Annotated in this window: 20 protein-coding genes and 2 pseudogenes; 11 read left to right on the top strand and 11 right to left on the bottom strand. The window is 40.6% G+C overall.

Annotated features, from left to right (window positions below):
• Both ACFIJZ_RS02460 and tolB read left to right on the top strand, forming a co-directional pair.
• Nucleotides 1–819 (top strand): annotated as a pseudogene (locus ACFIJZ_RS02460) (cell envelope biogenesis protein TolA); the annotation flags it as partial.
• Nucleotides 820–857: 38 nt separating this feature from the next.
• The gene (tolB, locus tag ACFIJZ_RS02465; RefSeq protein ID WP_375630936.1) at nucleotides 858–2183 is read left to right on the top strand and encodes a Tol-Pal system beta propeller repeat protein TolB; all 1326 of its coding nucleotides are present in this window, start codon (nucleotides 858–860) and stop codon (nucleotides 2181–2183) included.
• 1080 nt (nucleotides 2184–3263) lie between these two features.
• Here tolB and ACFIJZ_RS02470 read toward each other — a convergent pair.
• Nucleotides 3264–4010: a YebC/PmpR family DNA-binding transcriptional regulator gene (locus ACFIJZ_RS02470; RefSeq protein ID WP_254492472.1), complete on the bottom strand. Its 747-nt coding sequence runs from the start codon at nucleotides 4008–4010 to the stop codon at nucleotides 3264–3266.
• A 368-nt stretch (nucleotides 4011–4378) separates the two neighbouring features.
• On the opposite strand from ACFIJZ_RS02470, the gene ACFIJZ_RS02475 reads away from it, so the two are divergent.
• The 9 genes and pseudogenes from ACFIJZ_RS02475 (at nucleotide 4379) to ACFIJZ_RS02515 (ending at nucleotide 14953) form a co-directional block, all read left to right on the top strand.
• The gene (locus ACFIJZ_RS02475; RefSeq protein WP_375617877.1) at nucleotides 4379–5074 is read left to right on the top strand and encodes a DUF1013 domain-containing protein; all 696 of its coding nucleotides are present in this window, start codon (nucleotides 4379–4381) and stop codon (nucleotides 5072–5074) included.
• A 204-nt stretch (nucleotides 5075–5278) separates the two neighbouring features.
• Nucleotides 5279–5800: a peptidoglycan-associated lipoprotein Pal gene (gene pal, locus ACFIJZ_RS02480; protein ID WP_273790460.1), complete on the top strand. Its 522-nt coding sequence runs from the start codon at nucleotides 5279–5281 to the stop codon at nucleotides 5798–5800.
• A gap of 52 nt (nucleotides 5801–5852) precedes the next feature.
• A complete protein-coding gene (locus ACFIJZ_RS02485; protein ID WP_375630937.1) occupies nucleotides 5853–7670 on the top strand; it encodes a tol-pal system protein in 1818 nt (605 codons plus the stop codon).
• Nucleotides 7671–7688: 18 nt separating this feature from the next.
• Nucleotides 7689–9176 (top strand): tRNA lysidine(34) synthetase TilS, encoded by a 1488-nt coding sequence (gene tilS / locus ACFIJZ_RS02490; RefSeq protein ID WP_375630938.1) that lies wholly within the window; start codon nucleotides 7689–7691, stop codon nucleotides 9174–9176.
• 114 nt (nucleotides 9177–9290) lie between these two features.
• Nucleotides 9291–11453, top strand: coding sequence for an ATP-dependent zinc metalloprotease FtsH (gene ftsH, locus ACFIJZ_RS02495; RefSeq protein WP_375630939.1), 2163 nt, complete (start codon nucleotides 9291–9293; stop codon nucleotides 11451–11453).
• Between the two features lie 551 nt (nucleotides 11454–12004).
• Nucleotides 12005–13378: a phosphoglucosamine mutase gene (gene glmM, locus ACFIJZ_RS02500; RefSeq protein WP_375617881.1), complete on the top strand. Its 1374-nt coding sequence runs from the start codon at nucleotides 12005–12007 to the stop codon at nucleotides 13376–13378.
• Between the two features lie 575 nt (nucleotides 13379–13953).
• A complete protein-coding gene (locus tag ACFIJZ_RS02505) occupies nucleotides 13954–14175 on the top strand; it encodes a hypothetical protein (protein ID WP_375630940.1) in 222 nt (73 codons plus the stop codon).
• Between the two features lie 164 nt (nucleotides 14176–14339).
• Nucleotides 14340–14540 (top strand): annotated as a pseudogene (locus ACFIJZ_RS02510) (HigA family addiction module antitoxin).
• A gap of 293 nt (nucleotides 14541–14833) precedes the next feature.
• A complete protein-coding gene (locus ACFIJZ_RS02515) occupies nucleotides 14834–14953 on the top strand; it encodes a type II toxin-antitoxin system RelB/DinJ family antitoxin (protein ID WP_375630941.1) in 120 nt (39 codons plus the stop codon).
• 837 nt (nucleotides 14954–15790) lie between these two features.
• Here ACFIJZ_RS02515 and virB11 read toward each other — a convergent pair.
• From virB11 to ACFIJZ_RS02565, 10 genes are all read right to left on the bottom strand, one after another.
• Nucleotides 15791–16843, bottom strand: coding sequence for a P-type DNA transfer ATPase VirB11 (gene virB11, locus ACFIJZ_RS02520; RefSeq protein ID WP_375630942.1), 1053 nt, complete (start codon nucleotides 16841–16843; stop codon nucleotides 15791–15793).
• A 17-nt stretch (nucleotides 16844–16860) separates the two neighbouring features.
• Nucleotides 16861–18039 carry a type IV secretion system protein VirB10 gene (gene virB10, locus ACFIJZ_RS02525; protein WP_375630943.1) on the bottom strand — a complete coding sequence of 393 codons (1179 nt, stop codon included), beginning with the start codon at nucleotides 18037–18039 and terminating at the stop codon, nucleotides 16861–16863.
• Nucleotides 18040–18066: 27 nt separating this feature from the next.
• On the bottom strand, nucleotides 18067–18918 hold the full coding sequence (virB9, locus tag ACFIJZ_RS02530; RefSeq protein ID WP_375630944.1) for a P-type conjugative transfer protein VirB9: 852 nt from the start codon (nucleotides 18916–18918) through the stop codon (nucleotides 18067–18069).
• A gap of 2 nt (nucleotides 18919–18920) precedes the next feature.
• Complete coding sequence (locus ACFIJZ_RS02535; RefSeq protein WP_375630945.1) at nucleotides 18921–19592, bottom strand: virB8 family protein; 672 nt, start codon at nucleotides 19590–19592, stop codon at nucleotides 18921–18923.
• Complete coding sequence (locus ACFIJZ_RS02540) at nucleotides 19589–19873, bottom strand: type IV secretion protein VblB7 (protein WP_375630946.1); 285 nt, start codon at nucleotides 19871–19873, stop codon at nucleotides 19589–19591. The genes ACFIJZ_RS02535 and ACFIJZ_RS02540 overlap by 4 nt, the downstream gene beginning before the upstream one ends.
• A gap of 6 nt (nucleotides 19874–19879) precedes the next feature.
• Nucleotides 19880–20803 carry a type IV secretion system protein gene (locus ACFIJZ_RS02545; protein WP_375630947.1) on the bottom strand — a complete coding sequence of 308 codons (924 nt, stop codon included), beginning with the start codon at nucleotides 20801–20803 and terminating at the stop codon, nucleotides 19880–19882.
• 36 nt (nucleotides 20804–20839) lie between these two features.
• Nucleotides 20840–21241, bottom strand: coding sequence for an EexN family lipoprotein (locus tag ACFIJZ_RS02550; protein ID WP_375612506.1), 402 nt, complete (start codon nucleotides 21239–21241; stop codon nucleotides 20840–20842).
• 294 nt (nucleotides 21242–21535) lie between these two features.
• Nucleotides 21536–21940 (bottom strand): EexN family lipoprotein, encoded by a 405-nt coding sequence (locus ACFIJZ_RS02555; protein WP_375630948.1) that lies wholly within the window; start codon nucleotides 21938–21940, stop codon nucleotides 21536–21538.
• Nucleotides 21940–22317: an EexN family lipoprotein gene (locus tag ACFIJZ_RS02560; protein WP_375630949.1), complete on the bottom strand. Its 378-nt coding sequence runs from the start codon at nucleotides 22315–22317 to the stop codon at nucleotides 21940–21942. The genes ACFIJZ_RS02555 and ACFIJZ_RS02560 overlap by 1 nt, the downstream gene beginning before the upstream one ends.
• Nucleotides 22317–22583, bottom strand: a complete 267-nt coding sequence (locus tag ACFIJZ_RS02565; protein ID WP_375630950.1) for an EexN family lipoprotein — start codon at nucleotides 22581–22583, stop codon at nucleotides 22317–22319. The genes ACFIJZ_RS02560 and ACFIJZ_RS02565 overlap by 1 nt, the downstream gene beginning before the upstream one ends.
• Nucleotide 22584: the final 1 nt, after the last annotated feature.

Here is a 22584-nt window from a genome sequence, read left to right on the forward strand (position 1 = left end):
AAGGTTGCGCCTGAGATGCCTTTGGAGGCACCAGAGGATGCGCCCAAGGTTGCGCCTGAGATGCCTTTGGAGGCACCGGAGGATGCGCCCAAGGTTGCACCTGAGATGCCTTTGAGAGTGCCGGAAGATGCCTCTAAGGTTGCGCTCAAGCCTGCGCACAAAAATGAAGAGATGATATCGCCAAAAGAATTGGCTCCAACGGTCCCAAAAGTACCAGCAGAGCAGATTGTTCATCAAGCGCCCAAAATTGTACTTCCAGAAAAATCTCTTCTTCCACAGTTTAAACCAAAGTTTGACGAAAAATCTCCAAGGAAGAATGAGGCTGCATTGAATCAAAAGACGCCAAAGCTTAACAAGAAAAACCAAGAGAAACAGACCATTGAAGATATTTTAGCTCTGGAGGAAAATAATTTGCTTAATCGTGCGCGGTCACAAGGAGGGGGGGCAAAACGTTCTCATACACCAGAAGCTTTGGGTGCAAGAAAAAATATTAATGATACCACAAAAATGGCACAAACATTGGTCAATATTGCGGGGGGATGTATTCAACAGAAGCTTAAACTTGTGGCGCTTGGCGGCGATTTAAAAAACCGTCCGGTTGTGCGGTTGCGATTTTACTTAGACCGTGAAGGGATGGTTGTGGGTGATCCTATCATTGATCCCGTAAGCGGCCTTGAGAGTCAACAAGCTATTATGATAAGGCAGGTGTACGCTGCTGTCTTTTCATGCCAACCTTATGCAGATCTCCCACGTGATCAATATGATCTATGGGGGCAAGGTTTTGACTTTAATGTTGATCCCCTCCAAGAAATAAGATGATAAACGAGAAAAAAGCGCTTAACGAAAGGACACATTCCATGATGACTATAACGAGACATAAAGTTTTTGCTTGGTTTATTGTCACTTGTGGGTTGTGGCTTTCAAGTAATTCATCGGGTTATGCGCAATTGAAAGGAACTATTTCGAGCGCTGATTTTAATCCCATTCCCATTGCAATTACAGACTTTATTTCCAATGATTCGATTGGGTTGAAAATATCTGCTGTGGTGACAGCCGATCTTGAACGGTCGGGGCTTTTTTTACCGCTTGATAAAGCAAATTTTTTTGAAAACATTTCTAATCCTAATAAACAACCGCATTTTGCTTCTTGGCAGAAAATAAAAGCGCAAGGTTTAGTTACTGGGCAAGTCATGAGAGAAATCGATGGACGTTTGAGGGTCGATTTTCGTTTATGGGATGTTTTTGGACAAAGACAATTGAAAGGACGGCGTTTTTATACCGCGACAGAACGTTGGCGGCGTGTGGCACATATGATCGCAGATGAGATCTATAGTGAGATGACAGGAGAAAGTGGTTATTTTGATACACGAATTGTTTTTATCGATGAAACAGGACCCCAAAATGCACGCATTAAACGCTTAGCAATGATGGATCAAGATGGCGCAAATTTGATTTATATGTCTGATGGAAGTGAATTGGTGCTTACACCGCGTTTTTCCCCAAAAAGACAAGAAATGACCTATATGGCTTATGAGGACAATCAAGTACCTCATGTTTATCTCCAACAAATTGAAATGGGGCAAAGAGAGTTGATCGGAACGTTTAATAACATGACAATTGCTCCACGTTTTTCTTCTGATGGACAAAAAGTTATCATGAGTTTGTTACAAAATGATGGGAGTGCCAATCTTTACACCATGGATTTACGAACCCGTACGATGACGCGACTTACAACAACTTCTGCTATTGATACTTCTGCTTCTTATTCACCGGATGGAAAACAAATCGTCTTTTCTTCAGATCGTAGTGGAAAGCCGCAAATCTATAAAATGAATGCGGATGGGAGTGATATTCAGCGTATTTCTTCAAACGATGGGAGTTATTCAACACCTATTTGGTCTCCACGGGGTGACTATATCGCCTTTACAAAACAATTAAACGGACAATTTTCTATCGGTGTTATGCGCCCTGATGGACAAGGAGAACGAATTTTAACCACGGGGTTTCACAATGAAGGACCAACTTGGGCCCCTAATGGTCGTGTGCTGATGTTCTTTCGCAAAAATCCCGGTATGGGACCAAAAATTTATACGATTGATATTACGGGTCGCAATGAACGTCAATTACCCACTCCCAATGATGCTTCAGATCCAGCATGGTCGCCTTTGCTCAATATACAATAAAACAAAATGCTTAAAAACAGAATATAGAAGGAATACAGTCTCAAGTTTAAACAATCTCAATAGTTTTTTAATTATTTAAAAGAAGGAATTGATTATAGTGGGCATGGGGAGTTATGTAGGTTTCATCTATCATCTACGGTTGTTGATCGATAATGGAATTTCCTTGGGGGAAAATGCTTAAAAAAATTCAAAACAGTACCTTGAAAAAATAGAGTCGAAAATTCTGAGATCTCTAGATTTCAATTTTTTATTCAAAGTGTCGCTATATATATTTTTTTAAACTTCCTCTTCGATTTTGTTTGTGAAGAGTCCTCTTGTCAGGGGGGCTGTTGCTCTTTGATGTGTTTTATTCAAGTACGCGGTTGTTTTAGGTCTGAATATTGATTGATTGGTAAGAGCAAAAGGACAGATTTTTAAGATAAATGACGTTATTTTAGAAATATACGATGCCATAAAGTTAATGCCATAAAGTCAAAAATTTATCCGCAACAGATTAGAGAGATGTACCGCCTTTTTGTACAATACTTTGCTAAACAATCAGCTCTGGCTTTCCATTTGCTTATTTTTATTCTGTGATGTTGTAAAAACACTGTCCTTTGAAGTGTGGTGATATAGGGCGTATAAATAGGACGTATAAACCTCCTTGATATATTCTAAGTGTTTTTAAGTGCGTGGCGAATATTTAGGGGAGTGCATGTTTGTTGAGCCTTAAGTTTCAAGCGAATTCCATGGGTGATTCGTCATAGGAATACGTTAGGAAAATCCTAATTGTTTAGAGGCTAGATCATTTTCATCACTTGAGAGCGGAGAGGAGGTTCATCTTAAAGAACAAAAAGATCAAATAGAGAGGGGATATAGGGATAATTTTTGGGGCATGTAAGAAAGGCGTGAGGCTACAGAGTTTTGTATGCTTTCTTTTTTTGGTTATGTTTTCTGAAATTAATTGCGGTTTTCTTGTTGCACTGACAGCTTTTCCCCGCTATTGACGCGGGGCTTTTATATGTGCGGATAAAGAGGAGAAGTGACAGATGCTTTTGAAGCCCTCATGAATGAAGAGAGGGCTTATGCAAATGATGGGAATTATACAGACAATTTTGCCAAAATCTCATCACTGACATCAAAATTGGCATAAACATTTTGCACATCATCATCTTCTTCTAATGTTGAAATCAGCCGTAAAACGGACAAAGCTTTTTCTTCATCTATTGGTGCAAGGGTGGTGGCTTTCCAAATCGTTTTAATCGATTCTGCTTCACCAAGTTTTGCTTCAAGTGTTTTGGAAACTTCACCAATATCTTCAAAGGCGCAGGTAATATGATGTCCGGTTTCTTCTGATTGCACATCTTCGGCACCGGCTTCAATTGCTGCATCCATGATGTTATCGGCTGTCCCTGCTTCTGGCTTATAGATTATTTCACCAATCCGATTAAACATGAAACTGACCGATCCTGTTTCCCCTAAGGCTCCTCCTGATTTTGTGAAGGCGGCGCGCACATTTGAAGCGGTGCGGTTGCGGTTATCGGTTAAAGCTTCAACAATGACGGCAACGCCACCTGGTCCATAACCCTCATAGCGTACTTCATCATAATTTTCGACATCGGCGCCTGACGCTTTTTTAATCGCGCGTTCAATATTATCTTTCGGCATCGATTGTGCTTTGGCATTTTGAACAGCCAGCCTTAAACGTGGATTCATGGCTGGATCAGGAGCACCTTGTTTTGCTGCTACGGTAATTTCGCGTGCAAGTTTAGAAAATATTTTCGAGCGCATTGCATCTTGACGCCCTTTACGGTGCATAATATTTTTAAATTGTGAATGGCCTGCCATAGTTTTCCTTCCTATTTGAGGGCTTTCTTTCCAGTTGGATACTCTTTAGAATTTAAGGCGATAAAGCACGCATCCCACCAGAATAAATGTGCCACAGCATGAGGTGAAATAATCGAATAAACCCTTTATAAGAAAATTCATCTTAAAGGTAAAGACACCTTAGTTGAGGATCATTACAAGAGAGATCTCTTGTCGTTGAGCAAAAATAACGCTATAACAGAATGTAATCTCATAGCAAAATGGTTTATTCCATGCCTCGCTTTGTTTTAGGAGTGGTTGGAGAGACCTAAACATATAAAAAAGTTCCAGTGCTCTTGAGTGGGCGGTAACCTGCCTCATAGAAGAGGCGCAGAAGAGGATTTATAAAAATGGCAACGCAACTTTTGATGCCCAAAGCAACAGCTGTTTGGTTGGTTGATAATACAGCTCTTTCTTTTGATCAGATTGCAGAATTTTGTAAATTGCATGTCTTGGAAGTAAAAGCTATTGCCGATGGTGATGCGGCTTATGGTATTAAAGGTTTAGATCCGATTAGTTCTGGGCAATTGACGCGCAGTGAAATTGCACGGGTGGAGGCTGATCAAAACGCACGATTGAAAATTTCTCAATCTAGGGTGCATATTCCTGAAAAAAAACGTAAAGGGGCGCGCTATATCCCTCTTTCTCGACGCCAAGATCGTCCCAATGGTATCCTATGGTTGGTTACAAACCATCCCGAGTTGAAAGATGCACAAATTGCACGGTTGATTGGGACAACAAAAGCGACAATTGAACAAATCCGCCTTAGAACCCATTGGAATAGTGCAAATTTGGTTCCTCTTGATCCTGTAGGGCTTGGTTTGTGTTCGCAAATCGATTTAGATTTTGAGCTCCAGCGTGCGGCGAAAAATCGCCCTGTTGCTGCAGAAGAAGATAGGTCGTTGCTTCCCGCTTCTGTGACGGAAAACGCTGCTCTAGAGGAAAATGAGAGTGAAGACAATCTGCATAAGACTTTTGACGCTGATAAAGTTTTTGCAAAGCTGAACGCGCTGCAAAAAAATCGTCAAGATCAAGATGATGCATAAAAAGCCATGACGCATAAGGGAAACATTTCTTATGGAAATGTTAGAGGAATGGCCAAAGAGAAGAAAAATTGGCAGAGACTTAAAAGTAAAAATGAGGACGAAAAAAAACAGAAAAAATTTCGTCTTCATTAGGAATTAACGGTTATTCTTAAAAATATTTTTAAGAATTGACCCTTCTTTACCAAATTCAAGGAGAAACGGACTATGCGCTCTACCAAAAAAACCATCTCTCATTCCTTAGCTATCCTCTTTCTTTTCTCACTATGCTTGGGTGGGTGTGGCAAAAAAAATGTTGGTGCACTTAACGGTATGAATGGCGCTTATATGAATGATGCTGGTTTGAATCAGATGTCACCAGGTTCAGGACAAGAATTTACGGTTAATGTGGGTGATCGCGTGTTTTTTGGTCTCGATTCTTCTTCACTTGATGCTGATGCTGAACGTATTTTAACGCGCCAAGCAGAATGGTTGCTTCATTATCCTTATTATTCTATTATGATCGAAGGTCATGCTGATGAGAGGGGAACACGTGAATATAACTTGGCACTTGGACAGCGCCGTGCTGTTGCTGTGCGAAACTATTTGGTGTCTCTAGGTGTGTCTGCACAACGGATTCAAACAATTTCTTACGGAAAAGAAAGACCTGTAGCAGTATGTGATGATATTTCCTGTTGGAATCAAAATCGACGTGCTGTGACAACGTTGAATGACATGAATAGTCATTAAAAAGAAGATTGTTTGTTTCAACTATTTAATAAGCTCTTAAGGGGAAAAAAGAATGTATCGTAAAATCAATTGGAAAACACTCTTTTATATGGGGGTTTTCATAGCTTGTTCTACTTCACTTGTTCAAAGTGCGGCACGAAAGGCTTCCGAATATCCTGCACATGATACGGATAAAGTTGATGCAGTTGATAAGGCAACTGATGATGTTAAGAAAGCGCCTGAAGCAGCCGATAAAGCAGCATCTGATGCGGCGGAAAAAGCCACTGACGCTGTTGATAAGGCTGTCGATGATGTGAAGAAAGCACCTGAAGCAGCTGATAAAGCAGCATCTGATGTGATAGAAAAAGCCACTGACGCTGTTGATAAGGCTGTCGATGATGTGAAGAAAGCACCTGAAGCAGCTGATAAAGCAGCATCTGATGTGATAGAAAAAGCCACTGACGCTGTTAATAAGGCTGTCGATGATGTGAAGAAAGCACCTGAAGCAGCTGATAAAGCAGCATCTGATGTGATAGAAAAAGCCACTGACGCTGTTAATAAGGCTGTTGATGATGTGAAGAAAGCGCCTGAAGCAGCTGATAAAGCAGCATCTGATGTGATAGAAAAAGCCACTGATGCTGTTAATAAGGCTGTCGATGATGTGAAGAAAGCACCTGAAGCAGCTGATAAAGCAGCATCTAGCGCGGCGGAAAAAGCCACTGACGCTGTTAATAAGGCTGTTGATGCTGTTAAAGAAGCGCCTGAAGCAGCCGATAAAGCAGCATCTAGCGCGGTGGAAAAAGCCACTGACGCTGTTGATAAGGCTGTTGATGCTGTTAAAGAAGCTCCTGAAGCAGCTGATAAAGCAGCATCTAGCGCGGTGGAAAAAGCCACTGACGCTGTTAATAAGGCAATTGATGCTGTAAAAGAAGCACCTGAAGCAGCTGATAAAGCAGCATCTAGCGCGGTGGAAAAAGCCACTGACGCTGTTAATAAGGCTGTCGATGCTGTAAAAGAAGCACCTGAAGCAGCCGATAAAGCAGCATCTAGCGCGGTGGAAAAAGCCACTGACGCTGTTGATAAGGCAATTGATGCTGTAAAAGAAGCTCCTGAAGCAGCCGATAAAGCAGCATCTAGCGCGATGGAAAAAGCCACTAGTGTTGCGGAGCACCAAGGGATTATTTTAGAGAATCAACAGGCTTTATTTAAAGATTATGATTTAGATAAGCTTTTGCATAAGATACGAATGGTGCTTGAGCATAACAGTCTAAAAAATGTTAACAAGCAGTTTCACGAGCTTTTTGATACAGAAGCCTCTTCTGTTTATTCTTGTTCTTTTGAAAAGTCTGCTGTAGATGAAAAATCTCAGACTGTAAAAGAAGAGATAGAGCAGGACCATAGTACAGGTGATCAGACAAAGGTTGCTGCTGTGGAAGCTAAGGTGGAGAGCCATGATCATGAAAACAGTCAACCTTTTAACAAAGCGCATGAAGTAAGTGCTCCAATTGAAGCACATCAGAGTGACAATCTTTCTTCTTCTAAAGCTTTGTATAAGGAAGGGTATGATTTTATTCGTTCTGCTAACTATGTTGATGCTGAAAAAAGCTTTTGCGCTTTTCAAAATCGTTACAAAAAAGATTCTTTGAGTGATGATGCTTTATTTTGGTTGGCCGAATCTTTGTTGGGGCAAAAACGCTATCATGAAGCAGCACAAGTTTATCTTACCGCATGGTATGCAGATAAAAAGAAGCTCTATACCTCTGAGATTTTGCTGAAATTAGCAAGAAGTATGGTCGCTCTTGAGCCAAATAAAGACGATTGTGCTCATTTTGTGAAAAAATCAAAACGTCAACAAACATTAGCATCTGTTTTTTGTAAACCTGCAAAATAAACAGCGAGGTCGTTTTCGGTGTGCGTTAGACTGGCAAGAAATCTCTTTAAAACATCGGATTTTATTCAATGTCAGAAGTTGATTCTTGCCGTCTCAGGGGGAAGCGATTCTTTGGCTTTGATGTTTTTGGTCAAAGAGCATTTGGAAACTCTCGCATTTCCTCCAGAAATGATTGTTGTCACGGTTGATCATCAATTGCGTAAAGAATCGATGCGTGAAGCAGAAACTGTTGCGAAAATTTGTCGTGTCCATGATATTCAACATATCACTGTGCGATGGGAAGGCGAAAAGCCAAAGACGCATATTGCTTCCAGCGCGCGTGTTGCACGCTATGATCTCTTGGTTAAAGAAGCACAAAAACAAGGCGCATCACTTATTATGACGGGGCATACACTCAATGATCAGGTTGAGACCTATCATATGCGGTATCAACGTCTCCAAAAGAATAGAGGTGCTTTATATAGTGAAGCTGTTGCTATGCGCGATGAGGTTTATGCCAGTGGTTTTGCTGGTGCTTTGCGCGGTGAAGCCGAGGGTATACGTGATGAGGATCATACCAGAAAAACAAAAAAAAATATTGCCGAAAAAAACTATGGTTCCCTCTATGAGCGCGGTTTATCCTGTATTCCGCGTGAGGCGTTGTTGCATAGAAAAGTGCGTTTGATTCGGCCACTCCTTGGTGTAAAACGCCAAACATTACGGAATTATTTACGCTTACAAGGACAAACATGGATTGATGATCCAACCAATGAAGATCGCAATTTTGAACGTGTGCGCGTGCGTCAATCTCTTTCTCCACAAAAATTGGCTTATATTGCTCAAAAAATAAATGAAGCCGCATTGCAGCGTCGTCAACAAGCCAAAAATATTGCTGATTTGATCTTAGCGCTGGATATTACTGTCCAACATGGGCGTTGTTTCATAGCAAAGCCTGCGCTGTTTTTACAGAAACATTCCAGTTTTCCTTTCGTGGTGGGGCTCTTTGCTGTGCTGATGGGAGGGGGATTTTATTTGCTCCCCAATCAGAAATTAAGCATGCTTGTTCAAAAACTCTGTCTCGATTCTCCAGAAAAGAAGCGTTTTACTTATGCGGGTTCTGTTATTGAATATAACAAGCACGGAATTTCTTTGTGGCGTGAAGGGCGAAATATGAAAGAGGCTATCGTTGAGCCAGATAAAACTTTTATATGGGATGGGCGCTATCATATCACAAATCATGGATATGAGGCTATAAAGGTTGGAGCCGCAAATTTAGAACAGCTGAAATTTTTATTAAAAAATAGCGATTTTGAGCTTGAAAAGCCTCATTTTCCCTCTTTACAATCGCTGCTGATGATCTCAAATCATAAAGGGTATGATATTCCAGAGTTGATTTCTCAAGCAGTTGTTCATAAACATGTTATCGTCAAGCGGATTATGGCACCTTTCGATTGGCTTTCCTCACGAGAAGATGCTGCCTTGGTGAATGTTGTGGAACCTTTTTTTAATATTGAGGTGAAAAGATAAAGGAAAATTACTCTAAAAGAAAATAAACAGCTTCTCATCCCTTGGCAAGGGGCTGACAAGGTTATATGTTAAGGGGAACTGTTTGAAATCTATATTTGATTAAGTGGGCTGAATATGAATTCCAATTACCGCTCTCTCCTTATTTGGGGAGTTATTGCCTTGATTTTGATTGTGTCGTTTTCTCTCTTTAATGGAGATAGCCAACGTTCTGGTGGTGGAGAAGTCTCCTATTCTGAATTTTTGCAAAAAGTTGAGAATAATGAGTTGAAATCTGTGACCATTCAAGGTCAAAAATTAACAGGGAAAACCATTGAACATAGAGCTATTTCAACCTATGCTCCTCGCGATCCAGGTTTGATACAAAAGTTGGAAAGCAAAAACGTCAATGTTAAAGCTATTCCTGAAAGCTCTGGAAATAGCATTTTCCTCAATCTCCTCTTTTCCTTATTACCTGTTATTATTATCGTGGGGGCGTGGGTCTTTTTTATGCGGCAAATGCAAAATGGATCACGTGGTGCAATGGGATTTGGGAAATCGAAAGCAAGATTGCTTAATGAAGCGCAAGGACGTATTACCTTTAAAGATGTTGCTGGCGTTGAAGAAGCAAAGCAAGATCTTCAAGAAATTGTTGAATTTTTACGCGAACCACAAAAATTTCAACGCTTAGGGGGGCGTATCCCACGCGGTGTTTTGCTTGTTGGTCCTCCAGGAACCGGTAAAACTTTGCTAGCTCGTTCTGTGGCAGGTGAAGCCAATGTGCCATTCTTTACCATTTCAGGGTCTGATTTTGTTGAAATGTTTGTTGGTGTTGGGGCAAGCCGTGTGCGCGATATGTTCGAACAGGCTAAAAAAAATGCACCTTGTATTATCTTTATCGATGAAATTGATGCTGTTGGACGCCATCGGGGGGCTGGTCTTGGCGGTGGAAACGATGAACGTGAACAGACCTTAAACCAGTTGCTTGTCGAAATGGATGGGTTTGAGCCCAATGAAAGTATTATTCTTATTGCCGCAACAAACCGTCCTGATGTGCTTGATCCTGCTTTATTGAGACCAGGGCGTTTTGATCGGCAAGTTGTTGTGCCAAACCCTGATGTTTCTGGGCGTGAGCAAATCTTGAAAGTGCATGTGCGCAACGTGCCTTTAGCGCCTAACGTTGATTTGAAAATTTTGGCAAGGGGAACACCAGGATTTTCCGGTGCGGACCTGATGAATCTGGTCAATGAAGCTGCTCTTATGGCTGCGAGCCGTAATAAAAGAGTTGTCACGATGCAAGAATTCGAAGATGCCAAAGATAAGGTGATGATGGGGGCTGAACGTCGTTCAACCGCTATGACACAAGAGGAAAAAGAACTCACTGCTTATCACGAAGCAGGACATGCTATTGTGGCTCTTAATGTGCCGGTTGCTGATCCTGTCCACAAAGCAACAATCGTTCCAAGGGGAAGAGCATTGGGAATGGTGATGCAATTGCCTGAAGGCGATCGCTATTCTATGAGTTATCGGTGGATGATTTCTCGTTTGGCTATTATGATGGGTGGACGTGTGGCTGAAGAATTAAAGTTTGGAAAGGAAAATATCACCTCCGGTGCTTCTTCTGATATTGAGCAAGCAACGAAATTAGCACGTGCAATGATCACACGGTGGGGATTTTCTGATCTGCTTGGAAATGTAGCTTATGGCGATAACCAAGATGAAGTCTTTTTGGGTCATTCTGTTGCGCGAACACAAAATGTCTCTGAAGAAACAGCACGCATGATTGATATGGAAGTGCGTAAGCTTATTGATGATGCCTATAAAAATGCGACAAACATTTTGAAAACAAAAAGAAAAGAATGGTTTGCTTTGGCACAAGGTTTGTTGGAATATGAGACTTTAACGGGAGCTGAAATTAACGAAGTTATTGCAGGAAAGCCTCCTTCACGCACACAGAAAGATGAGGGTGCTGCGCCACGTGGCTCTTCTGTTCCAAAAACTGGAAAAATGAAGACAGAGACAACAGTGGTAGATGAAAAAAACGCTGAAGCAGTCTCTAAAACAGCGCCTCATAAAGTAGAGACCGATAAAGGCGAGGCAGGCAAAGCAGAGGCAGCTGTTGGGAAAAAAACAGCAAAATCCAGTAATGTTGTGCTTAAGGAGGCTCAGTCTAAAGAAGTGCAATCGGATGAGACTGAGAAAAAAGCACAAAGCACAAAAGGTACTACAAAATCAGTCAACCGCTCTAAAAGTAATGCTGAAAAGAAGTCCAATACTGCGGGAGATGATAAAGAAAAATAAGAATTATTTAATACCGCTTGAGTGACGATGTTTTAGGAAAACTTCTAATTTTTTTGAGAAAGGCGCAAGTTTTGTTTGCGCCTTTCTTGTAATATTTGCAAAAATATGGAAGCAAAAAATTAAGCAAAGCCGTTGTATTATGACGGCTTTAGCATGCTACAAGGCGAGGTGGACTGTTGCTTTTCTAATGTGGTAGGGTTGTGAGGTTAGGCGATAGATTTCCTTGCTGATTTTGTAGGGTATGAGGTTTGGTGCTGGGTTTCTTTACGGATTTAGCAAGTGTGTGAGATTATCCGTTGGTTGTATTAAAGGGGTGTATAGAGCATTTTGAGGAGATAATATTGCTTTTATGTGGAAGGGTGTAAACATAATTGCTTGAGAGTGGTTTAGATGTGTAGATGGTGAATAGGGGGCTTGATTGTTTAAATGCATGAAGGTTTAGATCAATGATCTGATTTTATACGGGGAGCGGGGGGACTATTGTACCAAGGGGGCTTGTTAGGGGTTTAAGGAAAAGCCAAGGGAAGAATTATATATTAAAGGAAAGAGGCATGGTGCAAAAATATTTTGGTACAGATGGAATTCGGGGGAAAGCCAATTCATTTCCTATGACACCCGATTTTGCCATGAAGGTGGGGATGGCTGTAGGGGTTTTATTTCGCTCACAACATCAATCTCATCGTGTGGTGATTGGCAAGGATACACGATTATCTGGTTATATGTTGGAAAACGCTTTGGTTTCAGGATTGACTGCTGCGGGGATGGAAGCTTTTTTATTGGGTCCAGTGCCAACCCCTGCTGTTGCAATGCTTTGCCGCTCTTTGCGAGCGGATCTTGGAGTGATGATTTCTGCTTCTCATAATCCGTTCTATGATAATGGAATTAAACTTTTTGGTCCTGATGGTTTTAAACTTTCAGATGACATGGAAGCCAAAATTGAACAATTGATCGATACAGATCTTTCAAAATCTTTAGCAAGTTCTGCCGAAATTGGTTATGCAAAACGGGTTGAGGGGGATATTTATCGTTATATTGAATATGCCAAACGAACTTTGCCGCGTGATGTTCGCTTAGATACTGTGCGTATTGTTGTGGATTGTGCCAATGGGGCTGCTTATAAAGCGGCTCCCCGTGCTTTATGGGAATTGGGGGCTGAGGTTTTTGCTATTCATGATGAACCCAATGGGACCAATATTAATCAAAAATGTGGATCAACCGATTTAAGCTCTTTAAAACGAAAAGTGCATGAAGTGCGTGCTGATGTGGGGATTGCTCTTGATGGAGATGGAGATCGTGTTCTCATTGTTGATGAAAAAGCACAAACGGTTGATGGAGATCAGTTGATTGCTGTAATTGCTGAAAATTGGCATAAAATGGGACGATTACGGTGTAATGGTGTTGTCACAACGATTATGTCAAATCTTGGACTGGAACGTTTCTTGAATAGCAAAGGGTTGCACCTTGTAAGGACAAAAGTTGGAGATCGTTATGTTGTCGATGCCATGCGCCAAAAGGGATATAATGTTGGTGGTGAGGCTTCTGGCCATATCGTGCTCAGTGATTTTGGTACAACGGGTGATGGCTTGGTGGCTGCATTGCAGATTTTAGCCTGTATGAAGGAAAGTCAAAGCCCTATGAGCCAATTGTGTAAACGGTTTGAACCTGTACCGCAAATTTTAAAAAATGTAACGATTAAAAATAAAAATGTCCTGAAAAAAAATCCAGTCAAAACGGCCATTGATCAAGCAGAGAAGCGGTTGGGAAAAGAGGCACGGCTGGTGATCCGTGCTTCTGGAACTGAGCCGGTTATCCGCCTTATGGCTGAAGGCGATGCACGAGAAGTATTGGACACTGTCGTGACAGAGTTGATGGATGTTATTATTCATCATGATGTACGCATGGGGACTGCACTTGAGGAATCTTGATTTTTTTGAGAAAATTATCAGATCATCTTTGAATAAAGGTCTGATTTTAATGCGGGATTTTGGCAATTACAAAAGGTATGATTATTAACTCTGTTAGTGATGTAATAACGGTAATGGATACTCTATCTACGAACAAATTAAATAAAAAAGGGAAAAGTCTAATTCTAATAACTACAATGCGTATAGAGTTCTCTATAGTTCGTAAGATATAAAAAATATGCCTTTTTTTGATTTTCCTTTTTCTTTTACTTATTCGTAAACCGGTTATTAGTTTAACAGAGTTTGTAGGGGGAGTTTATTAGTGTTATTCATTCTTTTTACTGGACATACAGCGGGTGCAGCGCCCCATGAACATCAAACAGCAATGGTCATTGTGGTTATATCATCTTGATGTTTCTAAGTGCCGCTGCCAATTGGAGATATGATACGCTCCTATTACGTTTAGCTCTTCCTAATTATGAACTTATACTTTTCCAATAATTAGTAGAATAATGAGAAAGAGATGAGAATAAGCAATTTTTTCACGACAGTTCTAATGTTTATAAAGTAAAAAAAGCCGTGTGATGTAAAAAATAATGAACATTTTTTGGATCTTGGAGGGGGACACTCTATATTCATTTATGATTTTAGGATTTAAACATAAAAGGATTGAAGCCTTCTATAATACTGGTACGACTGAAGGGATTAGAACCGCCCATGCTCAAAAATTAAAGCGTATTCTAAGTGCTCTTGAAGGAGATGTATCGCCAAAAGATTTTGAGTTATCCGTCCTTTTGATTACATCTGCTAAAAGGTGATTTCAAGGATTATTAGTCAATTACTGTAAATGGAAATTGTCGCGTAATATTTCGCTTTGATAGCATAGATGTCGAAATGGTTGATTATCTGGATTATCATCAAAAAGGAGATCTAAACAATGATGAAGAATCCTTCACATCCCGGTGAATTATTGTGAGAAGATGTGATCAAAGAGCTTAGTTTATCCGTTAATGAAGCAGCAGAGTAGCTTGGTATATCTCGTGTAGCACTTTCTAGAGTTTTAAATGGAAAAGCCGCTATGAGTGCTAATCTTGCTATTAGGCTTGAAATGTCTGGTGTAAGCACAGCACGTGCTTGGCTTGCTATGCAAACAAATTATGATCTATCAAAAGCAATTTTTTAACAACAGTCTCATGATCAAGATTGCATAAAAGAGTTTCAAATGGCAGTTAAGTTTTTGCAACAGAGACGTATACAAGAGCTAAATCATGCGTATGAGCGTACAAGGTCAAAAGATGTAACGCGGATAAGACAAGGAATAAAATCTTATTTTCATAACTCGATTAAGCCATACGGTAAAAGAGAGGTAATCAAAGGAGGTGTTTAATATGGGTGTGACAAAAGATGTTGTACGTGCCTGCATAGATAGGGCGTTAAAAAAAATCCGGTGAAATATTAGCAAGTTTAGGACTTACGGTGTCTGATTTCATCCGTATTGCTTTGACAAAAGTTGTTCATGAAAAAGGATTGCCGTTTGATATGTCTATTTCTAATGCGAAAACGCTTAAAACTTTTGAGAAAAGTGACAAGGGTTAAGAGAAGTGACAAGGGTAAAGAGATATGTATTGCTGAAGATAGGTAAGATTTGTTTTTTCATTTGGATATTTGATATTTCTGATCATTCACTTCAAATTAGCTTTTAATTTACATCATTATCGTTATGGGTGTTTCCGTATATTGAATGATGTATGCAAACCGTGATTGAAATGGCAGCTTATTGAATTTCTGCAAAAGAAGAAGGCATATCGCCTGAATAATTATTTGATATTGTTTCTTTTATTGCTACTCATTCAGATGCTGGTGGTCTTATGCAAGGGTTAAGAGAAAGCCAAGGAAAGTTAGGTTTAAAAGCATAAGAGTAAAAGTGGGGGATATAAGGTTATACCCTTTTTTGGTGGTTAAAATATTCCGGTGTTGATCGAAGATATTTACAGTCAATCATCTTGAGGTAATTTGACAAAATCAGAGAGGAATGCGTTGAAGAAAATTTTTATATTGCGCCTTGATGAATATCGAAAAGAATAATAATGGATAAGGCACATAAAGCAGGATCTCGTATATTACAAGGTGCTCGTGAAGCTCTTGTCTGAAGTTAAAAGTGAAGCGGATACTAAATTTGGTATCTATATTCCTGCAAATGTTGATGTCAAAAAAAATCAGAAAAAATATAGGGTTATAGATATCATTTTCGGCACGTTTTGGTTTTCCTGTGGGGCGCATTCGTGATTGGGAATGGGGATGATATTTTTACTTCTTTTTACTTGTTGTTTTCGATTATTGACACTGAACTTGAAGCGATTAATCGTGTTTTTAAGAAAGCTCTATTGGTATAGTTTTTGCTTATAAAAAAGGGTGTGAGGGGTAGCGTTTTTTTTAAAAAGCATCACGGCGTTTGAAGGGGTCGTAATAGATTTCTGTTACACGAAATTTTCCTTCGAGGCGTTTGCATTGGATGATGACATCTATCATCGAGATTAATAAGCCGCGGATATCATCGCGTGCTAAATTACCACCACCGTCACTTTCTTTGACTAAAAGGGTCATTTGTTCAAAGGCTGCAAGGGCTGTTGAGGCGTGGACGGTGGTAATGGAGCCGGGGTGACCAGAATTGACATTACGGATATAGTAAAAGGCTGTACCATCACGCAGCTCTTGTAGAAGGATTCTGTCGGGGCGCATGCGTAAGCCTGATTCAAGCAGTTCTTTTGCGCCTGCTTTTGCTAAGCCTTGGTTATCTTTTGAATAAAAAAGTTGGACTTTGTTGGCGTGCGGAACGACAAGTTCTGGTGTGTCTTCAATGGTGAGAATTCGTTCATAGTCAGGGATTTTTGCAATCAAAGCTTTGGAGAGGGTTGTTTTACCAGAACCGGTTTTGCCCGATATTAAGATATTTTGTTGTGTAATAACGGCTCTTTCTAAAAAGGTGCAAAAATCTTTGGCCAGAAACAAATCTGTTAGTTTTTTGTCTGTATCAGAGAGTTCGGATAACCGTTCTGTCATTTGTTGCGTGGGTGTGAAACTGGTGTTTTGGGCAACAGAAAAAAGATTGTTTTCATGTAAACTTTCAAGAGAAAAAGTGCGTGATGAAGGTTTACGAATGGTCATGCTAATGGTATTGGCTGCAACTGCTGGAGGCATAACAATTTGTATGCGTTCGTTGTTTGGCAGTGTTGCGGAGAGAACGGGGTTTTCTACACTGATTTTTTGTGTTGTGTAGGCAGCAACAACTTTTGCAATCCCTTCTAGTTCGCTGTAGGTTAGTTCTTTTAAGATGTGGGTTTGCCAACCATTGGGACCCTCAACGATTACTTCGCCAGGGCGATTGATAACAATTTCAAATAAATTCTCATCATTGAGGAAATCATCTAAGATCTTTAATTTTGTTAAAACGATGGAGGCGCGTTCTGCATTTTTTGCTGATGGCATAATGTGACTTTATTGGCTTAATGAAAAAAGGAATAGCTGGGAGTAGAGCGGTTTCTTTTGCTCTTTACGACTAGTTTATAGACAGAGGAAAAATCGAGATCTTTTGCTACAAAGATGTTGACCAGTTCGCCTTGAAATTTTTCTAAGGTAGGAGGGATGTTGATTTGATTTTCAAGAGCAATACTGGCGGCATCTTTTCCAGTGTTGTTTGCGCCTTCAAAACCGCCGCCTCCAGAGTTGTTTGAACCTTCTTTATTGGAATTGCCTACTATTTTATTTGTTAAAACTGTTGTGGCACCATCAATAACGGTGAGTAAAAGGGAAGAGCCAAAGCGTTCCCACCAATGGGTGTTGATGTTGCCATCAAAACCGGCTCTGCCTAAACTGTCGGTTGCGGGTGAGGCAAGGTCGATGATGACACCGGTTGGGGTTTTTGCTCTTGTCCAGAGTACAAAGAGGCGAGATTGACCTTGTTTTATCCCTCCGCGGTATTCGCCAATCACTTGGGTTCCTTTATCAAGCAAAACAACGCGCCCATTGTCAGAGAGGATATCACGGTTGATGATGCAGCTTGCAAAGCCTGGTTGCTCACTGTTTAATGCGGTTTCTAAGATACAGGGAATAGAGGTTCCCATGGCGATGATAAAGTTTCTATTGCCGATGAGTTTTGCTTTTGCTTTTGCTTCTTCTGTTTTGGTAGGCTTTAATAGGGTTGCAAAATTTTGTGTGTCTTGAAGGGCAGGAGAATTTTGCGCATTCGCGAGATTTTCAAGGGCATGGAATTTTTCAAAGGGGTTGAGAGTCGTGTTGACGATGTCTTTTAATTGAGATTTAGAGCCTTTGGCAAAAGCGAGAACAGGGGCGCGTCTTGCGGCATCAAGTAGTGGGTCATCTTTTTTGGGTTCTTGTGCGAGTGGTTGTGGGGGTGGTAAGGTTATTGGCGCTATGTTTGCACGCGGGTCAGAGGGCGCGAGCTCTAAAGGGGCGAGAGAATTGTGAAAGCTTTTTTCTTGTTTTTTATGAGCTTTTGCGGTGTCTTTTTGTTCTGTGGGGGAGGATAAGATGTTCCAGAGCACATAGCCGCAGATTCCTATACAGGCTATTGCGACAACTATTTTTTTGCCAGCGCTTTTGGCGCTATTGTTTTTGCCATCCCCAATAGATCCGCGATCTTCGATGATTGATTTATCACTCATGTGTTGTCCCCTTCAATTCCCGCTTATTTAAAGATCTGATGCAATTTTACGTTCAACAGATGGTGAGGTTGTTCCGGTATTTGGATTTGTGCCTTTTGGTTGATAGGCTTCGTTAAAGACGCATAGGACGTTTTTTCCCTGTCTTAGGGTGAAGCGTGCGCTAATGGCATGGACAATCACCATGTTGCCTCTTGTGGTTTTGGGAACCAGCGATTCTGTACCGTCATTGCTGACAATGTAAATGGCAGGGATTTCTTGGTTGTCTGGAAATGTAAATGTTGTTGTTTTGCCATTGTCATAAACAGAGGAGGGTTCAAGAGTGATAGAGCCTTGAGCGGTGTAAGCCCAATTGCGAGGTCCGTAGGTTTCAGAAGCGTTGAAGACATTATCAATGCGCTGGGCTTGTTGTTTTTCTTGTCGCATAAGGGCTGCGAGTCTTCTTTGTTCTGCTTCTTCTTGTGGGTAGCGAAATTTCACAAGGAAATATGTTTCTTGTCCAGAGGAAATTTCTCCATCTTTGACCATGAGTTCAAATTGATAGGAGCGCTTTGAGCCATCAAGCTTTGTGGTGACGACTTGGAGATTGGTAATGGGTTGGACTTCCCGCGCTTTGAGGAAAAGAATATTGCCAGCGGGGGCGACTTCCCATGCAACGCTGTTGCCAATTGCCACATGGGCAATTTCTTCATTGGGAGAAAATTCTATTTGTACCGATGAGCGTATGGAGCCAATAATTTTTGTGACATTATAGGCATCATAGTTGATAAAGCGAATGCGGCTATCGCTTGGCGCACGGGTGGGAAAAATACTGGCATGGCTAGGCGTTAAAGAAAGGGTAATAGCGATGTTAAGAATGAGAAAAAGAATTTTTTTTGTCATGATCAGTTGACCACTTCCGGATCGGTTCTATATTCACTAACAATAAACCCTAGAGGATTTATCAAACGGTTTTGGACAGAGATAGGGGCATTGATATATTCAAAGGTAAGTGTTGCAACCCAGTGGGTGATGAATTCTTTGTTGGTTTCATTGTCATGAATGGTTCTGTAGTAACGCACTTGGGCGACATCGTCATTGATAAAGGAGATTGATTTTATTGTTATTGTAACGGCGGCGTGTTTATAGAGAATTTGAGGACTTTGGGGATTTCTTGCTCCATACCAGCTGGCAAATCTTTCCTGTTCTTCTGAAGAAGAGAGGAGGGAGACGGTTTGGAAGTTGTGTTGTGTTTCTTCTGTGGTGAAGCCTTCACGGGAGCGGACATATTTTGCAGCAAAGTAGCGTGTGATTGCTTCATCGACATTGGTGGGACCTTCTTTTAAGGCTTCCACAACTTCGGTGATGCCGGTTGAATTGTCGACGCGGATGACAAAAGGTTCCACGGTTTTAAGGGGCGTGAGGGTGATGACCGCGAGAGAAGACAGTATTGCAACAGCAACCGCGATGCCGGCAATGGCAAGCGAGACGCGGGTGGTGCGGCGTGAGGCGAGCATGCGATCTTGATCAAACGAGCGCGCTTCAGCAATGTATTGTTCTATATCTTTTTCTTTCATGCTTTTTGCCCGCAATTTTTGTAAGATTTGATTTCTTCATCCGTTAATTTTTGTGCCAGAAGCATTTCCAGCTTACCTTCTAAGGGTGAAGGGGTGTTGTTACTGATGATAATGGGTGTGGGCGTGGGTTTTTTCCCTTCCCAATTCCACATTGATCTGTTGAGTGGACGTTTAGAATATCCATCACATTTTGGGAGTGACTTCAGTGTGTTTGGTGAAGACACACAGCCACTGAGAAAGAGAAATGGTAAGATAATCCCAATTTTTTTAAATTCCCGCATTTGAACTTAGACCTTTTTTAATAGTGATGCTAATTTTTTAATGCCCCTTGTTGCTGCATTAGCAGCTCGTCCACTTAGTTGAGCCGTTGCTTTAGCAACTGGTCCTGATCCTGTAAGAGAAGCCCCCCCAGAGGCTAAAGCTGATGCGATATCAGGGAGTCTGAGGAAAAGGTAAATACCACCAAGACCAACAACCAAGAACTGAATTAAAGTAGTGAAGATATTTTTAAGACCTGCTGAAAAAATGTTCATCGCAATATTGACATATAAGCCACCAAGCAGCACGACTAACACATATAAAATGATGAAGTTTGCAACTTGCCCTAACCATGCCTCTGTAAATTTTCTGGTTGAGGAAAACATATAGAGGCTTATGAAGAGTGGTCCTATTGATAGGACAAGAAATGATCCCAGTTTAGCAAATAGTGAAACGGCAAAACCAACTGTACAAAAAAAGGCAGCAACTACTAGGCAGATAAAACCAGCAATCCATGTCGCAATAAACATCCCCATTTGAGAGAGACCCGTGTACTGGTTTGCTGCGTCCAAAACCTGTGCTCCAGCTTGGTTCATCATATTGTCCCATACATTTCGATCCGAATGTGCACCTTGGGTGACATTTGAAATGGCATTTGGCAGATCATGGAAAAATATCCCACTGACCCACTCATTATAAAGAGCGGCGTTTGTGGCGAGTGCAACTATGATGCCCAGTTTGAAAGTTGTGACTATAAATTCCCATAAGGGCATGGAAGAACGCCCATAGATGATATTGTATCCTATAAATATAATGTAAATTGTACAAGACAGTTTAAGCGGAGCACTTAAAGACGATGAAAGGTTGTGAATGGTTTTATCCATTGTCTCTGTAATTGGCTTCATTAACATATCATCTATATCAGTAAATACGCCTTTCGTTATTATTGCCATTTAGATGCTCCACTCTTCATTGTATATTTTTATAATTTAATGGTTATTTTGTTTTTCTTCAGCGCGCTCTTTCGCTCTTCGTTCTTCTTCAGCGCGTTCTTTTGCTTCTTGTTCAGCTCGGAATTTTTTATTCTCTGCTCTCATTTTTTCAATCCTGGCGTCTTGTTCAGCTTTAGCTTTTTCCATTGCTTTACGATAACGTTCGTCATCTTCACGCTCTCTTTCTTCAGCTTTTGCTTCATATTCTTTCTGAAGTTCTAAAAATGCTAACCGCATGTTTTCACAATTTTTTGAAGTCCCTGCAAATCCACATTTAGCATCCCATTCTAGGCGTAATTTTTCATCTTTTTTAAATTCAGCGACGCTATAGGTTTTTTCACATCCAGCGGTGATGAGCCCTGTGCAAAGTAGCAATGTTGTTATGAGAACTTTATTCATAGATATTTCCCCTTTTTTCTTTCAGTTTTTGAGGTTTGAGCATAATCTTTAAATTATGCTTGTGTTATCGGTTTTTATAACCAGTGATGATAAATCTAGGGCACAGACATAATGTTGCCATAAATATATTATAGAGTATACAAGGCTCTTTAAGTTGAGCAGCTAAAGCGCATTAGCGATGTGTAATGGTGCTATCCATTGTTTTTGTAAGGGGCTCCATCAACATATTGTCTATCTTAGTGAATATGCCTTTGCTTTCTACTGCCATTGAGATGCTCCGCTCTTCATTGTGTCTTAATGGTTATTTTGTTGTTCTTCTGCCGCGCGCTCTTTTGCTCTTCGTTCTTCTTCAGCGCGTGTTTCTGCTCTTTGTTTTTCGAGTATTTTTTGAGTCTCAGCTCTCATTTTTTCAATCCAAGCTTTTTGTTTAGCCATAAATTCTTCATCTCTTTTGCGATTGTTCTCTTCCGCTTGACGCTCTCTTTCTTCTGCTTGTGCTTCATATTCTTTCTGAAGTTCTAAAAATGCTAACCGCATGTTTTCACAATTCTTTGAAGTTCCTGCAAATCCACATTTAGCATCCCATTCTAGGCGTAATTTTTCATCTTTTTTAAATTCAGCGACGCTATAGGTTTTTTCACATCCAGCAGTGATGAGCCCTGTGCAAAGTAGCAATGTTGTTATGAGAACTTTATTCATTATTTATTGTCCTGTTGTTTAGCTTTAGCGCGCTCTTTTGCTTCTCGTTCGGCTTGTTCTTTTGCTTTTTGTTCAGCTTTCCATTTTTCATGTTCAGCTTTTTGTTTAGCCATAAGTTCATCCATCGCTTTGTTGAAGCTCTCTGCCGCTTTCCGGCTTCTTTCTTCAGCTTTTGCGTCATATTCTTTTTGAAGTTCAAGTTGTGCTAATCTTAAGTTTTCACAATTTTTTGCAGTTCCTGCGAATCCACATTTAGCATCCCACTCTAAGCGTAAATTTTTATCTTTTTTAAATTCAGCGACGCTGTAGGTTTTTTCGCAACCAGCCGTGATCATCCCTGTGCAAAGTAGCAATGTTGTTACGAGAACTTTATTCATTATTTATTGTCCTGTTTCTTTTCAGATTCTTGTTTATCGTCATTTGTTGAGCCAAAGCCTCCCCATTTTTTACGGGTTTCAAGTTCAGCTTGCTCTGCATTTTTACAATTTTTCGAATTCAAATCCCCTGACGTCAAACATTTCAGTAATACTTCTTCCATCAGTTTTTTATTTTTTTTAAGTTCTTCTACGCTGTGGGTTTTTTCACATCCAGTGGTGATGAGCCCTGTGCAAAGTAGCAATGTTGTTATGATGATCTTGTTCATA

Origin of the sequence: Bartonella sp. CL70QHWL, assembly GCF_042194855.1 — a bacterium.
GTDB lineage: Bacteria > Pseudomonadota > Alphaproteobacteria > Rhizobiales > Rhizobiaceae > Bartonella.

What these genes read in the sequence shown, in the direction of transcription:
- virB11 (WP_375630942.1), bottom strand. Translation starts at nt 16,843, where the DNA reads ATGCCATCAGCAAAAAATGCAGAACGCGCCTCCATCGTTTTAACAAAA.
- ACFIJZ_RS02475 (WP_375617877.1), top strand. Translation starts at nt 4,379, where the DNA reads ATGGCAACGCAACTTTTGATGCCCAAAGCAACAGCTGTTTGGTTGGTT.
- tolB (WP_375630936.1), top strand. Translation starts at nt 858, where the DNA reads ATGATGACTATAACGAGACATAAAGTTTTTGCTTGGTTTATTGTCACT.
- ACFIJZ_RS02535 (WP_375630945.1), bottom strand. Translation starts at nt 19,592, where the DNA reads ATGAAAGAAAAAGATATAGAACAATACATTGCTGAAGCGCGCTCGTTT.
- ACFIJZ_RS02545 (WP_375630947.1), bottom strand. Translation starts at nt 20,803, where the DNA reads ATGGCAATAATAACGAAAGGCGTATTTACTGATATAGATGATATGTTA.
- pal (WP_273790460.1), top strand. Translation starts at nt 5,279, where the DNA reads ATGCGCTCTACCAAAAAAACCATCTCTCATTCCTTAGCTATCCTCTTT.
- ACFIJZ_RS02505 (WP_375630940.1), top strand. Translation starts at nt 13,954, where the DNA reads ATGAACATTTTTTGGATCTTGGAGGGGGACACTCTATATTCATTTATG.
- ACFIJZ_RS02485 (WP_375630937.1), top strand. Translation starts at nt 5,853, where the DNA reads ATGTATCGTAAAATCAATTGGAAAACACTCTTTTATATGGGGGTTTTC.
- ACFIJZ_RS02470 (WP_254492472.1), bottom strand. Translation starts at nt 4,010, where the DNA reads ATGGCAGGCCATTCACAATTTAAAAATATTATGCACCGTAAAGGGCGT.
- ACFIJZ_RS02560 (WP_375630949.1), bottom strand. Translation starts at nt 22,317, where the DNA reads ATGAATAAAGTTCTCGTAACAACATTGCTACTTTGCACAGGGATGATC.
- ftsH (WP_375630939.1), top strand. Translation starts at nt 9,291, where the DNA reads ATGAATTCCAATTACCGCTCTCTCCTTATTTGGGGAGTTATTGCCTTG.
- ACFIJZ_RS02550 (WP_375612506.1), bottom strand. Translation starts at nt 21,241, where the DNA reads ATGAATAAAGTTCTCATAACAACATTGCTACTTTGCACAGGGCTCATC.
- virB10 (WP_375630943.1), bottom strand. Translation starts at nt 18,039, where the DNA reads ATGAGTGATAAATCAATCATCGAAGATCGCGGATCTATTGGGGATGGC.
- ACFIJZ_RS02555 (WP_375630948.1), bottom strand. Translation starts at nt 21,940, where the DNA reads ATGAATAAAGTTCTCATAACAACATTGCTACTTTGCACAGGGCTCATC.
- ACFIJZ_RS02540 (WP_375630946.1), bottom strand. Translation starts at nt 19,873, where the DNA reads ATGCGGGAATTTAAAAAAATTGGGATTATCTTACCATTTCTCTTTCTC.
- virB9 (WP_375630944.1), bottom strand. Translation starts at nt 18,918, where the DNA reads ATGACAAAAAAAATTCTTTTTCTCATTCTTAACATCGCTATTACCCTT.
- glmM (WP_375617881.1), top strand. Translation starts at nt 12,005, where the DNA reads ATGGTGCAAAAATATTTTGGTACAGATGGAATTCGGGGGAAAGCCAAT.
- ACFIJZ_RS02565 (WP_375630950.1), bottom strand. Translation starts at nt 22,583, where the DNA reads ATGAACAAGATCATCATAACAACATTGCTACTTTGCACAGGGCTCATC.